Raw genomic sequence first — 13,037 nt, forward strand, 5'->3', positions numbered from 1 at the left:
CCGGGGGGCGGTTTCGCCTGACCCGGCTCACTTTTTTAAGCGTGGGGAGTTACTCCCCGCTCAAGGCATCAAACTCTTCGCATCCGGTATCAAACCCTTCGCTACAGCTCAGATTGAACCAGTACAGCGCCTTCTGTTTGTTCGGGGTAATAAACCCTTTTTCGCCCTGCTGGAAAACCATTCCTGCCCAATATTCCGCGTAACCGGTTCGCGAAAGCGCTGAGCTGCGTTTGAACCACATTTGCGCCTGAGCATCGTCCTGAGCCATCGATACGCCGTTGGCGTAGATCAGCCCCAGCAGCATCTGGGCATCGACTGCAGAGTCGTTGTCGATATCATCCGTGGCGGTTTGCAGCAGTTTGATTGCCTGCGGATAGTCCGTTTTACCGGCCTGCGTATTTACCAGCAGGCGCGCCAGCATGATCGCCCCGCGTTTGCTGCCAGCAATGGTCGCCTGTTGCGCCAGGGTTTTGGACTGGGCGTAATCGGCATGCTTAAAGTGGATTTGTGACAGCAGCGCCACGGCATCGACATCGCCGCCTTTTGCCGCTTTCTCCGCCCACAGCGCAGCCTGCTGATCGTCACCTGCGCTGAAGTAGGTATCGGCCAGATAGTACTGAGCGCGCGCGTCGCCCGCTTCGGCCTGTTCTTTATATTGGCTACCGGGTTCGTCAGCGTGAGCAAACGCGGTAAAAAGGAAGAGCAACATCAAAAGGGTTTTCATGAGTTCTTATCATCCGGGTACATAGCGCGCAGTATAAGCGCGGTCAATGAAGAATAAAAAGGGTGCGTTAAGACCTCAACGTCCAGACAAGCCGGGCGGGTTTCCCCGCCCACAAAATCATCCTGATATACAGGCTAATTTTGCCGCCACTTCCTGATGTTCACTCTTTATTGTCAGCTCACAAAGTTTGCCGCGATTAATAAAGGTAAAAATCACGATGGTCAGGCAAATAATAAAAACAATGCCTAACACAGTTTTTAATGGCGTCATGCCTTTTACTCCTTGCATTTATAAGAATAAGAGGCTAACTTCAACTTGTGGGAGTTGATGTTGTTTTGTAGCCTCGGGTGAGTTTAACTTTCCCGGGGCTTTCAACTTTCTGCTCCTCACACATGCTCAAAACAGAAAGTCTTAAGCACCCGCCGCCATCTTATCCTTCTGAATTAAAATGCAAAGATGTAATTCCCGCATTTAAAAGTTGCATTGATTTCTGCGAGCTACATTCCAGAATAATATTGATAAAATTAATGCTAAATATACAAATAAAAATGGGGTGAATATCTCACCCCATTTATTCATTGAACATCTACTTATTTAACCCATTGCGCTTTCGCGTAGGCGGGCTTTCAGTTTCGTGTATTCATCAATCACATATTGCTCGGCGCTTTGCTGATCGGCAATTGGCTCCACGCGCACGGCGCAATATTTATACTCAGGTGTTTTGGTTATTGGGCTGAGGTTTTCCGTCACCAGCTCGTTACAGGCACCAATCCACCACTGGTAGGTCATATAAACCGCCCCTTTGTTCGGGCGATCGCTGACCTGTGCGCGGGTGATGATGCGGCCTTTGCGCGAATTCACCCACACCAGCGCTTCATCCTCAATGCCCAGACGGGCGGCATCGGCGGTGTTGAGCTGCGCGTAGCCCGGCTCGTCTGCCAGTGCAGCCAGCGCGGCACAGTTCCCGGTCATCGAGCGACAGGAGTAGTGGCCCACTTCACGCACCGTCGAGAGCACCATGGGGTACTCGTCGGTGAGTTTGTCGATAGGCGCCACCCAGTCGCAGGTGAAGAACTGCGCCAGCCCGTTCGGGGTATCGAACTTCTCGGCGAAGAGGTATGACGTCCCCTGATCCGCCTCGGACTCGTCCCGGCATGGCCACTGAATATACCCCAGCTCGCCCATCTTCTCGTAGGTCGCCCCAGTGAAATCCGGACACAGATTGCGCAACTCATCCCAGATCTCCTGGGTATTGTTGTAGTGCATCGGGTAGCCCATGCGGGTGGCGATTTCGCTGATAATCTGCCAGTCCGTTTTCAGATCCCACTTCGGCTCGACCGCTTTAAAGAAGCGCTGGAAACCGCGATCCGCTGCCGTATAGACGCCTTCGTGCTCACCCCACGACGTTGACGGTAAAATCACATCCGCCGCCGCCGCGGTTTTGGTCATGAAGATGTCCTGCACAATCACCAGTTCGAGATCCTCAAAGCCTTTGCGCACCGCCGACAGTTCAGCGTCGGTTTGCAGCGGATCTTCGCCCATGATGTAAGCGGCACGCACTTCACCGTGTGCTGCGCGGTGCGGCAGCTCGCTGATGCGATAGCCCGTGTGCTCCGGCAGGCTTTCAACGCCCCAGGCCCTGGCGAATTTCGCCCGGTTTTCCGGGTACTTGACGTACTGATAGCCCGGATAGGTATCCGGCAGTGCGCCCATGTCGCAGGCACCCTGAACGTTGTTCTGCCCGCGCACCGGGTTTACGCCCACATGCGGTTTGCCGAGGTTGCCCGTCAGCATTGCGAGGCTGGTCAGTGACCGCACGGTTTCCACGCCCTGATAGAACTGGGTTACACCCATGCCCCACAGAATCGACGCGGTTTTCGCGGCGGCGTACATGCGCGCAGCCTGGCGAATCTCTTGTGCGCTGACGCCTGTAATCTCTTCGACCGACTCCGGCGTATAGCCTTCGACAATCTTGCGATACTCCTCGAAACCTTCCGTACGTGTGGCCACAAAGGCCTGGTCATAGAGGTTTTCTTCAATGATCACGTGCCCGATGGCGTTAAGCAGCGCGATATTCGAGCCGTTGCGTAAGGCGATATGCATATCCGCAATGCGCGCGGTTTCGATTTTACGCGGATCGCAGACGATGATTTTCGCCCCGTTGCGTTTCGCGTTAATGACGTGATTTGCCACGATAGGGTGGGAATCCGCCGGGTTATAGCCGAAAACAAACACCAGATCGGTGTTATCGATTTCGTTGATAGCGTTACTCATTGCGCCGTTACCGACCGACTGGTGCAGACCTGCAACCGATGGGCCGTGTCAGACGCGAGCGCAGCAGTCGACGTTATTGGTACCAATAACGGCGCGCGCGAATTTTTGCATTACATAGTTGGTTTCATTCCCCGTCCCGCGTGAAGAGCCGGTGGTCTGGATCGCGTCTGGGCCGTATTTGGCTTTGATCTCGCTCAGGCGGCGGGCGACATAGTCCAGCGCTTCCGTCCAGGAGACGGACTCCAGCTTGCCGCCGCGCTCACGGCGAATCATAGGGGTTTTCAGACGGGGGGTGAGGATCTGGGTATCGTTAATAAAATCCCAGCCATAGTAGCCTTTCAGGCACAGCGTACCCTGATTGGTCTTACCCTGTGCAGCCTCCGCCCGGACGATTTTGCCGTTATCGACCACCAGGTTTATCTTGCAACCTGAGGCACAATAGGGGCAAACCGTGACGACTTTTTTCATCGGTCTCGCTCCAGTTAATCAATGCTTTCCCACCCCATTATGCAGCTTCTATGCCATGTTTTTATTGTGGGTATCCCCTGACTTTACGGCCAAAGTTTGGTCAAAACCCTGACGAGAAGCAGGCAATCGTCAAAATTGACGTGTCGAAAGGGCAATGGATGTGACATGGGTTGAAATTCCATCACGCAACAATGGATTTGGCTGGAGCCGTTTGCAGAATAGGTCAGACTTAACATAATCCCCTGACGGAAGCATACGATGAAACCGGCGATTCTGGTGGTTGATGACGATACGGCGGTCTGCGAGCTGCTGCAGGATGTGCTTAACGAGCACGTCTTTACGGTGCACGTCTGTCACAACGGGCTGGATGCGCTGGCGCTGGCTCAGCGAGAACCGGGTATTGCGCTGGTATTGCTGGATATGATGCTGCCGGATATCAACGGGTTACAGGTTTTACAGCAGCTACAAAAGCAGCGCGCCGAGCTGCCGGTGATTATGCTCACCGGCCTTGGCAGCGAATCGGACGTCGTGGTGGGGCTGGAGATGGGCGCGGATGATTACATCGGCAAGCCGTTTAATCCGCGCGTGGTGGTCGCCCGCGTAAAAGCGGTACTGCGCCGCACGGGCGTGCTGGCGGCGGAACCCACCGCACCGCGCGCGTCGGGCATGGGCTTCAACGGCTGGACCCTCGACACCACCCGCTGCGAATTAAGCGACCCGAAGCAGGTGACGGTGCCGTTAACTCAGGGGGAGTACGGTTTACTGCTGGCCCTCGCGCAGAATGCCCGGCGGGTTTTGAGCCGCGAACAGCTGCTGGAGCTGACCCACAGCGAAAGCGCCGAGGTCTTTGACCGCACCATCGACGTGCTGATCATGCGCCTGCGGCGAAAAATCGAAATTAACCCTCATCAGCCGCTGCTGATCAAAACCATTCGCGGCCTCGGCTACGTGTTCGCCGCAGACGTGTCTCACCACGACAAAGCCGCTTAAAGATTCAACTTCAGTTCGTCCAGCGTTTTCGCGCCGTCGATGGCATTGGCCGCCAGCAGGCTGGCCCGCGCGCAGGCGTGCGCCAGGGCAATGCTCTCGGGCAGCGACCACGCCTCGTGGCAGCCGTACAAAAAGCCCGCGCAAAACGCATCGCCCGCGCCGACGCTGCCGATAATCTCATCCTTTTCAAGCTGCCGTGACGGCACCCACTGGCCTGGCTCACCCGGCGCTTCGCCCCAGGCGCCTTCCGGACAATGAATGACCACGCGCTGACGCACTCCGGCCGCCAGCAGTTGCGACGCGGCTTCGGCGATATGCAGAATGTTCGGCGCATCAAACTCGTCGCGCATCTCCAGCCCGCTAAACTCACCGGCCTCCAGCTCGTTAATCACCAGATAATCCACATAGCGCAGGGCAGGGAGCACCAGCGGCTGATAGCGCGGATCGCCTTTGCGCGACACCAAATCCAGTGACGTTTCATACCCCAGATCGCGCATCTGAGACAGCAGGCGTGCGCTGCGGGTGCCAAACTCGTCGTCGGGCATATCCAGGCTGTCGAGCAGCAGCAAATAGCCGAGATGGAAAATTTTCATCGTCGGGTCGAGGCGGTCGAAGGCCGGAAGATCCAGTAGCCGGTTGGCCGCCGGGGAGTGAAAAAAGGTACGCTGCCCGCTGGGATCGGTCATCACTTGCGACATGGAGGTCGGCGCAAAAGTGGTGCGCTGCACCCGCTGGCGGTTGACGTGGTACTGATCGAGCATGGCCAGAATGTAGTCCCCGTCACTGTCGTCGCCAATCAGCCCCACCGCCTGCAGCGGCATGCCGACGTGCATTTTGGCGAGCGTCAGCAGGACGTTCAGCGGCGCGCCGCCGGTGGCCCGTTCGCTGTGAATAATTTCCGCCAGCCAGCCGCGCTCCGGCCACTGCACAATCTGATGCACGTGGTCGACGAGCATATTCCCTGCGGCGATAACGCCCCGGCGTACCATCAGACTCTCCCCGCGCTACCGAAGATGCGCATTTGTTCCGATACGGTGTCGGTAATCGCCTCTTCAATGCCCAGCAGCAGTTCGGCAAATTCGTCGTAAATCGGCTGACGATGGGTGATCCGCTGCTCGACGGAGGCCAGCGCCGCCTGCGACATCCCGGTGTAGAAATTGATTTTGTGAATGCCCAGCTCAATCGCGCGGCGGAAATCGGCGTCGCTGATCCCGGAACCCCCGTGCAGCACCAGCGGCAGGCCGGTTTGCAGGCGGATCGCATCAAGCCGCGCGAAATCGAGCTTCGGCTCGCCTGTGTATTTGCCGTGCGCATTGCCGATGGCGACGGCGAGCGCGTCAATGCCGGTCTGATCGACAAAATCGCGCGCCAGAGCCGGATCGGTGAAAAAGGCTTCATCGGCATGGCCATACAACGCACCGCCCTCGTCACCGCCCACGGCGCCCAGTTCGGCCTCCACCGACACCCCTACGGCGTGACACATTTTCACGACTTCCCTGGTCTGGCGAATATTCTCTTCGTAACTCAGGGTGGAGCCATCAAACATCACGGAGCTGAAGCCTAAGCGCAGCGCCCGCACCACCGCCTCAAAATGCAGGCCGTGATCGAGATTGAGGACCACCGGAATATCGTGTCGCGCGGCCTCGAACCGGACCGCTTCAACTAATGAATCGAGCGATAAATACTTAAAATGCACTTCGGCGATGTTGATGATAAAGGGCGAGCGCTCCTGTTTTGCCGCGGCGAACAGGGCGCGCAAAAAGTGGGAGTCGAGAACGTTAAATGCGCCGAGGGCGTAGCGATGTTCACGGGCGTGTTCCAGCCCGGCGGCGAGAGAAATTAGCGGCATCATTCACTCCTTAGGTTCGAAACAGGCTGTACTCGTTACAGAGCACCAGCACCGCCGTTTCGTCTTCTTCAATATTGTTATAACGCGCGAGCGGCTGTAAAAAGTGGTTGTCGTGATCATCGTCATTCACGGATGACACTTCGCCGACCAGCACATCGCCAAAGCCGCGCTCCCCCCAGAAACTGTGGTACAGGCCGGGCGTGAGACAGATGCTTTCCCCTGGTGTGAGGCGCAGCTGGCTGCCGGGAGCGTGAGTCTGAATGCAGCCGTCAACCACCACCGTAACGTCGGTGTTTTCCGTCTCTTCATGCCCGCCCGCGTTCCACAGCTCAATAATCAGATTTCCTCCGCCGCGATTAATGATGTCCTCGCGTTTACGCCAGTGGAAATGCATCGGCGTGACCTGCCCGTCGCGGACGTGCATGATCTTCTCCGCGTAGCATTTTTCGTAAGGTACGCCGTTCGGCGAGCCGTTGCGCAGAGTGAAAAGGGTGAGTCCCTGTGCGGCAAAATGGTTGCCGCCGAAGGCGGTGACGTCCCAGCCGAGTTTGAGATCGAAGACTTCGCGCCAGGCGAGGCGATCGAGCTGCCGCCACTGGGTCGGCGGGAAACTGGCAAACGGTGGCAGGTGTACGTCATGCATCGAAAAGAACTGCCGCGTATGGCCGAGGATTTCGTTGATTTCGGAGCGTTTCATGGGAACTCCTGTAGTGGTGCGCTGTGCTGACCCCTCACCCTCTTTGCGGGAGAGGTGAGGGCATCAACGCGCACAAACCTTATTTAACCGTCCACCCCTTGTACGTCCCGACGCTCTTCTTATCGATCATCGTCACCGGGATCAGCACCGGCTCTTTGGGTGCCGGTTTGCCCTGCAGAATGTCATAGCCGATCTCTACCGCTTTGGCCGCCATAACCTGCGGATCCTGCGCAGGGGTTGCCACAAACAGAGAGTTTTCGCGCTTCAGCGCCTCTTCACCGTCCGGGCTGCCGTCCACGCCAACGATAAAGAATTCGCTGCGCTGTGCCTGTTTCGCCGCCAGATCGGCACCGATCGCTGTCGGATCGTTAATCGCGAAGACACCGTCGATCTTCGGATTCGCGGCCAGCAACGCCGTCATCACTTCCAGGCCACCTTCGCGACTGCCTTTGGCGTTCTGGTTATCCGACAGCACTTTGATATCCGGGTGGCGCTTGAACTCGGTCTGACAGCCTTCCACACGGTTCTGTACCGCAGAGACCGGCGGTCCGTTGATGATCACCACGTTGCCTTTGCCTTTCAGGCGATCGGTGATGTATTTACAGGCCATTTCACCCGCCTGGGTGTTATCCGAGGTGATAGTGGCGTCGGCCCCTTCGGCCGCCACGTCAACGGCGACCACCACAATCCCTGCTTCTTTTGCGCGCTTCACCGCCGGGCCAATCCCTTTCGAATCAGCGGCATTGAGAATGATCATATCGACCTTCGCGGCGATAAAATTATCAATCTGAGAAACCTGCTGGCCCAGATCGTAGCCGCTGGAGACCAGCGTCACTTTTACGTTATCTCCCGCCAGTTTGCGGGCTTCAAGCTCCGCACCTTTGGTGATCTGCACGAAGAACGGGTTGGCGAGATCGCCCACCGTCACGCCGATGGATTTCAGATCTTTCGCCTGCGCAAACGGGGCTGCGGCAAGCAGTGCGCCAGCACAGAGCGCGGTGACCAATGGCTTCAATCTCATGCTGTTATCCTCATTATCGTAGGGTGTTGTTGTTATGCACTTTGATGGTGTCGGGTACGGTATTTGTCGATCAGTACCGCAATGATGATCACCGCCCCTTTGATCACCAGTTGCCAGAAGTAGGAAACGCCCATTAACGTCATGCCGTTATTCAGGGTGGCGATAATCAGCGCGCCCACCAGCGTGCCGGTGATCGTGCCGATCCCGCCGACAAAACTGGTCCCGCCGAGGATCACCGCCGCGATGGCGTCCAGCTCGTAACCGGTGCCTAAGTTGCCGTTGGCGCTGTAAAGCCGCGAGGCGCTCATCACCCCGCCGAGACCGGACAACAGACCGCTCATGCCGTAGACAAACAGCAGCACTAGCCAGACTTTGATCCCCGTGAGACGCGCAGCCTGCATGTTGCCGCCTACCGCGTAGATATGAACGCCGAGCGTGGTGCGGCGCAAAATGAACCAGCACACCACGATCACCGCCAGGGCGATCACCACCAGCCACGGCACCGGGCCGAGATAGTTATTGCCGATCCATTCAAAATTAATGTTCGAGTTAATTACCGTGGTGCCGTCGGCCAGCAGATAGGCCGCCCCGCGCAGGGCGGTATAGGTGCCGAGGGTGACAATAAACGGCGGGAGTCCGGCAAAGGCCACCAGTGCGCCGTTGAAGAGACCCAGCACCATGCCGAGCATCAGCGCCGCCGGAATCGACAGCATCGCCAGTTCAGGCATCAGGGAGACCACCATCGCCGCCACTGCCGTGGTGCCGAGAATCGATCCCACCGACAGGTCGATCCCGCCGGTCAAAATGATGAAGGTCATCCCGGCGGCCAGCACGATGTTGATCGACGCCTGACGGGTAATGTTGAGCAGATTGCTCTCGGTGAAAAAGTTCGGCGCGATAAAGCCAAAGACCGCCACAATCAGGATCAGAATCGGCAAAATCCCGACCGTTTGCATCAGATCGCTCATCAGCATTTTTTTGGCGGAGGCGGATTTCGCCACCTGCTGCGGGTTAGTTGAATGTGTCATGATTGCACCGCCTGATGAGTGTCGTTCACGCCAGTTGCCAGCGTCATAATATTTTCCTGAGTGATGGTTGGGCCGTGTAACTCCCCGGCAATGCTCCCTTCACGCATCACGTAGACCCGGTCGCTCATGCCCACCACTTCCGGCAGCTCGCTGGAGATCATCAGGATCGCCACGCCTTTGCGCGCCATCTGGTTCATGATGCGATAGATCTCACTTTTCGCCCCGACGTCCACACCGCGCGTCGGTTCATCGAGGATCAGAATGCGCGGGCCGATCGCTACCCAGCGGGAGATCAGCAGCTTTTGCTGATTACCGCCCGACAGCCCACCCGCGCGCACCTGCGAATGCGGCACGCGAATATTGAGCAGGGCGATGGCGTCATCGGAGATCGACTGCGCTTTTTTGCGGTCCAGCATGCCCCAGGTGGCGTCGCGCTCCAGCGTCGCCATGGTGATGTTCTCCTGCGCCGCCAGCTCCAAAAACAGCCCCTGTTCTTTGCGGTTCTCGGTTAAAAAACCGATGCCGTGGTCGATGGCGGCGCGCGGGGAGTGGATCACCACCGGCTCACCGTCGACTTCAATCATCCCGCCCGTCGCTTTGCGCACGCCGAAGATCAGCTGTGCCAGCTCCGAACGTCCGGCCCCTACCAGCCCGGCGAGACCGACGATCTCCCCGGAACGCACCTGTAGGCTGCACGGCTGCACTTTTTTGCCGTCGGTGAGGTGATGGACGTTGAGCCGCGCGCTGCCAAGAGGGATATCGCGCTCTTTGTTGAACAGGTCGCTTAAGGGGCGGCCCACCATCATCCTGACCAGCTCCGAAGCGTTGAGTTTGTCGCGGGTCAAACTGCCGACGTACTGCCCGTCGCGCAGCACGCTGACGCGGTCGGAAAGCTCGTACACCTCCGCCATGCGGTGGCTGATATAGATAATCGCCATCCCCTCATCGCGCAGACGCAAAATCAGTTCAAACAGGCGATGGGTTTCGCGCGAGGAGAGGGCGGCGGTGGGTTCATCCATCACCAGCACGCGGCTATTGCGGTGCAGCGCGCGGGCGATTTCTACCTGCTGTTGTTCGGCAATGGTCAGTTTCATCACCAGATCGGTGGCGCTGAAATGGGCGCCGAGACGGTCAATCACCGTCTGGGCTTGTGCGGCCATCTCTTTCCGCTTCACCAGCCCGCCACGCGACAGCTCGCTGCCGAGGAAGATGTTTTCCGCCACCGTGAGGTTTGGCGCGAGCTGCATCTCCTGATAAATCAGGGTAATACCTGCGGCCAGCGCGTCTTTCGGCCCTTTGATGTGGTACGGCTGGCCGTCAATCAATATCTCGCCGCTGGTGGCGGTATACGCCCCGGCGAGGATTTTCATCAGGGTGCTTTTGCCTGCGCCGTTTTCGCCCATTAACGCGTGGATTTCGCCGGGCCAGACCGTCAGATCCACACCCTTGAGCGCGTGAAAGTTGCCAAAGGTTTTGGCAATGTTGCGCATCTCTAATACCGGGGTCCTGCTCATAGCGGATCTCCTGTGAAGGTCGATATCAGCAGTGCATCACATCCCGGTAAATGCAAAATGTCAGAAGCCGTTCATATTTGTCATAGTTATGAATAGTTAACGGGCGTCACAATTCTGAGCCTTTTTCCTCTCACCGGAGCCACCATGCCATCACGCCGCCCTCCCTTTTTTGCCAGCGCCCGTGGCCGCCTGCTGATCTTCAATCTGCTGGTGGTGGCGGTGACATTGATGGTCAGCGGCGTGGCGGTGCTGGGCTTTCGGCATGCCAGCCAGATTCAGGAGCAGGTGCAGCAGCAGACCTTAAACGACATGACTGGCAGCATGAATCTGGCGCGCGACACCGCCAACGTGGCCACGGCGGCGGTGCGTCTTTCGCAGGTGGTGGGGGCGCTGGAGTACAAAAGCGAAGCGGATCGCCTGAAGCAGACGCAGACGGCACTGCGTCACTCCCTTGAGCAGCTCGCCGATGCACCGCTGGCGCAGCAGGAACCGGCGCTGGTGGCGCGAATCATTCGCCGCAGTAATGAGTTACAGCAAAGCGTCACCGGGATGCTGGAGCGCGGTCAGCGACGTCATCTGGAGCGCAACGCGCTGCTCAGTTCGCTTTATCAAAGCCAAAGTTTTTTACGCCATTTGCAGGATATTAACCGTCGCTTCGGCGACAACGTGCCGGACGCGCGCCAGCTGGCTGAAATGGACCGCCTGATTATGGCGGCTATCGAAACGCCGTCGCCGCGCGCTACCATTCAGCAGCTGAATACCGTAACCACCACGCTGCCAGAGACCGCCCGCCAGCCGGTGATTGACTTTGTGCTGCCCGATTTCAACGCCGAGCTGCAAAAGCTCGCGCCGCTTTCGAAGCAGCTCGAAGAGAGCGATCTGACGATCAACTGGTACATGTTCCACATCAAAGCGCTGGTGGCGATTTTAAACAGCGATATCAACCAGTACGTGGCGCAGGTGGCGCAGGCGTCGGAGCTGCGCACCGCCCAGAGTCATCAGGAGTTACGCTCCATCAGCGTCTTTATCAGCGTGTTCGCCGTACTGGCGCTGATGATCACCGGCTGCGCCTGCTGGTATATCTACCGCAATTTAGGCTCCAACCTGACGGCCATCTCCAGAGCGATGTCGCGGCTGGCCCACGGCGAGCCTGATGTGTCGGTACCGGCCCTCCAGCGCCGCGACGAGCTTGGCGAGCTGGCGCGCGCGTTCAACGTGTTTGCGCGTAACACCGCGTCGCTTGAGCACACCACCCGCCTGCTGAAAGAGAAAACGACGCAGATGGAGATCGACCGGCTCGAACGCGTGGGGCTGGAAGAGGCGCTGCTGCACAGCCAAAAAATGAAGGCGGTCGGGCAGTTGACGGGCGGGCTGGCGCACGATTTTAACAATCTGCTGGCGGTCATTATCGGCAGCCTGGAGCTGGTTGATCCCGAGTCGCCGGATGCGCCGCGCATCACCCGCGCGCTGAAAGCCGCCGAGCGGGGCGCGCTCCTCACCCAGCGACTGCTGGCCTTCTCGCGCAAACAGTCTCTGCATCCGCACGCGGTGGAGATGAAACCGCTGCTGGAAAACCTCGGCGAGCTGATGTGCCACTCGCTCCCGGCCACCCTGACGCTGGATATCGAAGCGCAGCACCCGGCGTGGCCCGCGTGGATTGACGTCAGCCAGCTGGAAAACGCGATTATCAATCTGGTCATGAACGCCCGCGACGCGATGGAGGGGCAGAGCGGTGTGATCCGCATTCGCACGTGGAATCAGCGCGTCACCCGCAGCGACGGGCGCAGGCAGGATATGGTGGCGCTGGAGGTGATCGACCATGGCTGCGGGATGTCACAGGAGGTGAAATCTCAGGTCTTCGAGCCGTTCTTCACCACGAAACAGACCGGCAGCGGCAGCGGGCTGGGTTTGTCGATGGTCTACGGTTTTGTGCGCCAGTCCGGTGGGCGCGTTGAAATTGAAAGCGCACCGGGGCAGGGAACCACCGTGCGCCTGCAGCTTCCGCGCTCCGCGCAGGCGGTGGTGGAGCATGATGAAGGGCTGGCGGCAACGGAGTCAGAGCAGAGCGACCGGCTGGTGCTGGTGCTTGAAGATGAAAGCGACGTGCGTCAAACGTTATGCGAACAGCTGCATCAGCTGGGCTACCTGACGCTCGAAGCTGAAACGGGCGAGCAGGCGTTGAAGATGCTGGAGGCCTCGGCCGATATCGAACTCTTTATCAGCGACCTGATGCTGCCGGGGGCGTTAAGTGGCGCAGAGGTGATCCACCACGTTCGCACCCATTTCCCGCATCTCCCGGTGCTGCTGGTGAGCGGGCAGGATTTACGCCCCACTCACAATCCGCAGCTGCCGGACGTGGAACTGCTAGGAAAACCCTTCACCCGAGCGCAGCTGGCGCAGGCGCTCCGTAAGGCGTCGGCATAACGCGTACCGCCTGCATGAAAGGCGCGTTTTGAGATTCCTCCGCTACTC

General features: G+C 58.3%; 11 protein-coding genes. 2 read left to right on the forward strand and 9 right to left on the reverse strand.

Translation table 11 applies throughout. The annotated features are described in order from the left end of the window. Positions 1-49 precede the first annotated feature (49 nt). The 3 genes from ABIE11_RS19735 to fdhF all read right to left on the reverse strand — a co-directional run bounded on the left by ABIE11_RS19735 (position 50) and on the right by fdhF (position 3,466). Positions 50-724: a tetratricopeptide repeat protein gene (locus ABIE11_RS19735; RefSeq protein WP_409256365.1), complete on the reverse strand. Its 675-nt coding sequence runs from the start codon at positions 722-724 to the stop codon at positions 50-52. Between the two features lie 117 nt (positions 725-841). Then, complete coding sequence (locus ABIE11_RS19740; protein WP_102105728.1) at positions 842-994, reverse strand: Hok/Gef family protein; 153 nt, start codon at positions 992-994, stop codon at positions 842-844. A gap of 324 nt (positions 995-1,318) precedes the next feature. Beyond that, on the reverse strand, positions 1,319-3,466 hold the full coding sequence (gene fdhF, locus ABIE11_RS19745) for a formate dehydrogenase subunit alpha (RefSeq protein ID WP_123429900.1): 2,148 nt from the start codon (positions 3,464-3,466) through the stop codon (positions 1,319-1,321). Positions 3,467-3,724: 258 nt separating this feature from the next. Between fdhF and ABIE11_RS19750 the strand changes: the two genes are divergently transcribed. Beyond that, positions 3,725-4,456 (forward strand): response regulator, encoded by a 732-nt coding sequence (locus ABIE11_RS19750; protein ID WP_100777977.1) that lies wholly within the window; start codon positions 3,725-3,727, stop codon positions 4,454-4,456. Here the strand turns inward: ABIE11_RS19750 and ABIE11_RS19755 are convergent. The 6 genes from ABIE11_RS19755 to ABIE11_RS19780 all read right to left on the reverse strand — a co-directional run bounded on the left by ABIE11_RS19755 (position 4,453) and on the right by ABIE11_RS19780 (position 10,565). Further along, on the reverse strand, positions 4,453-5,445 hold the full coding sequence (locus tag ABIE11_RS19755) for a carbohydrate kinase family protein (protein WP_429185183.1): 993 nt from the start codon (positions 5,443-5,445) through the stop codon (positions 4,453-4,455). The genes ABIE11_RS19750 and ABIE11_RS19755 overlap by 4 nt on opposite strands. After that, entirely contained in the window at positions 5,445-6,305 is an 861-nt protein-coding gene (locus ABIE11_RS19760) for a ketose 1,6-bisphosphate aldolase (protein WP_429185203.1), read from the reverse strand. The genes ABIE11_RS19755 and ABIE11_RS19760 overlap by 1 nt, the downstream gene beginning before the upstream one ends. 10 nt (positions 6,306-6,315) lie before the next feature. Next, the gene (locus ABIE11_RS19765) at positions 6,316-7,002 is read right to left on the reverse strand and encodes a D-lyxose/D-mannose family sugar isomerase (protein ID WP_429185184.1); all 687 of its coding nucleotides are present in this window, start codon (positions 7,000-7,002) and stop codon (positions 6,316-6,318) included. Between the two features lie 79 nt (positions 7,003-7,081). Continuing rightward, positions 7,082-8,023 carry an ABC transporter substrate-binding protein gene (locus ABIE11_RS19770; RefSeq protein ID WP_100777973.1) on the reverse strand — a complete coding sequence of 314 codons (942 nt, stop codon included), beginning with the start codon at positions 8,021-8,023 and terminating at the stop codon, positions 7,082-7,084. Positions 8,024-8,055: 32 nt separating this feature from the next. Then, the gene (locus tag ABIE11_RS19775) at positions 8,056-9,051 is read right to left on the reverse strand and encodes an ABC transporter permease subunit (RefSeq protein WP_100777972.1); all 996 of its coding nucleotides are present in this window, start codon (positions 9,049-9,051) and stop codon (positions 8,056-8,058) included. Further along, a complete protein-coding gene (locus tag ABIE11_RS19780; protein ID WP_100777971.1) occupies positions 9,048-10,565 on the reverse strand; it encodes a sugar ABC transporter ATP-binding protein in 1,518 nt (505 codons plus the stop codon). The genes ABIE11_RS19775 and ABIE11_RS19780 overlap by 4 nt, the downstream gene beginning before the upstream one ends. Before the next feature lie 144 nt (positions 10,566-10,709). Here ABIE11_RS19780 and ABIE11_RS19785 point away from each other — a divergent pair, with 144 nt between their 5' ends. After that, positions 10,710-12,989: an ATP-binding protein gene (locus tag ABIE11_RS19785; protein ID WP_429185187.1), complete on the forward strand. Its 2,280-nt coding sequence runs from the start codon at positions 10,710-10,712 to the stop codon at positions 12,987-12,989. The last annotated feature ends 48 nt before the right edge of the window (positions 12,990-13,037 follow it).

The organism is Lelliottia sp. 489 (assembly GCF_050435885.1).
GTDB classification, from domain to species: domain Bacteria; phylum Pseudomonadota; class Gammaproteobacteria; order Enterobacterales; family Enterobacteriaceae; genus Enterobacter; species Enterobacter nimipressuralis.

Excerpts from the sequence above, each read along its gene's own strand:
- ABIE11_RS19735 (WP_409256365.1), bottom strand. The coding sequence starts at position 724 with ATGAAAACCCTTTTGATGTTGCTCTTCCTTTTTACCGCGTTTGCTCAC.
- ABIE11_RS19740 (WP_102105728.1), bottom strand. The coding sequence starts at position 994 with ATGACGCCATTAAAAACTGTGTTAGGCATTGTTTTTATTATTTGCCTG.
- ABIE11_RS19750 (WP_100777977.1), top strand. The coding sequence starts at position 3,725 with ATGAAACCGGCGATTCTGGTGGTTGATGACGATACGGCGGTCTGCGAG.
- ABIE11_RS19755 (WP_429185183.1), bottom strand. The coding sequence starts at position 5,445 with ATGGTACGCCGGGGCGTTATCGCCGCAGGGAATATGCTCGTCGACCAC.
- ABIE11_RS19760 (WP_429185203.1), bottom strand. The coding sequence starts at position 6,305 with ATGCCGCTAATTTCTCTCGCCGCCGGGCTGGAACACGCCCGTGAACAT.
- ABIE11_RS19765 (WP_429185184.1), bottom strand. The coding sequence starts at position 7,002 with ATGAAACGCTCCGAAATCAACGAAATCCTCGGCCATACGCGGCAGTTC.
- ABIE11_RS19770 (WP_100777973.1), bottom strand. The coding sequence starts at position 8,023 with ATGAGATTGAAGCCATTGGTCACCGCGCTCTGTGCTGGCGCACTGCTT.
- ABIE11_RS19775 (WP_100777972.1), bottom strand. The coding sequence starts at position 9,051 with ATGACACATTCAACTAACCCGCAGCAGGTGGCGAAATCCGCCTCCGCC.
- ABIE11_RS19780 (WP_100777971.1), bottom strand. The coding sequence starts at position 10,565 with ATGAGCAGGACCCCGGTATTAGAGATGCGCAACATTGCCAAAACCTTT.
- ABIE11_RS19785 (WP_429185187.1), top strand. The coding sequence starts at position 10,710 with ATGCCATCACGCCGCCCTCCCTTTTTTGCCAGCGCCCGTGGCCGCCTG.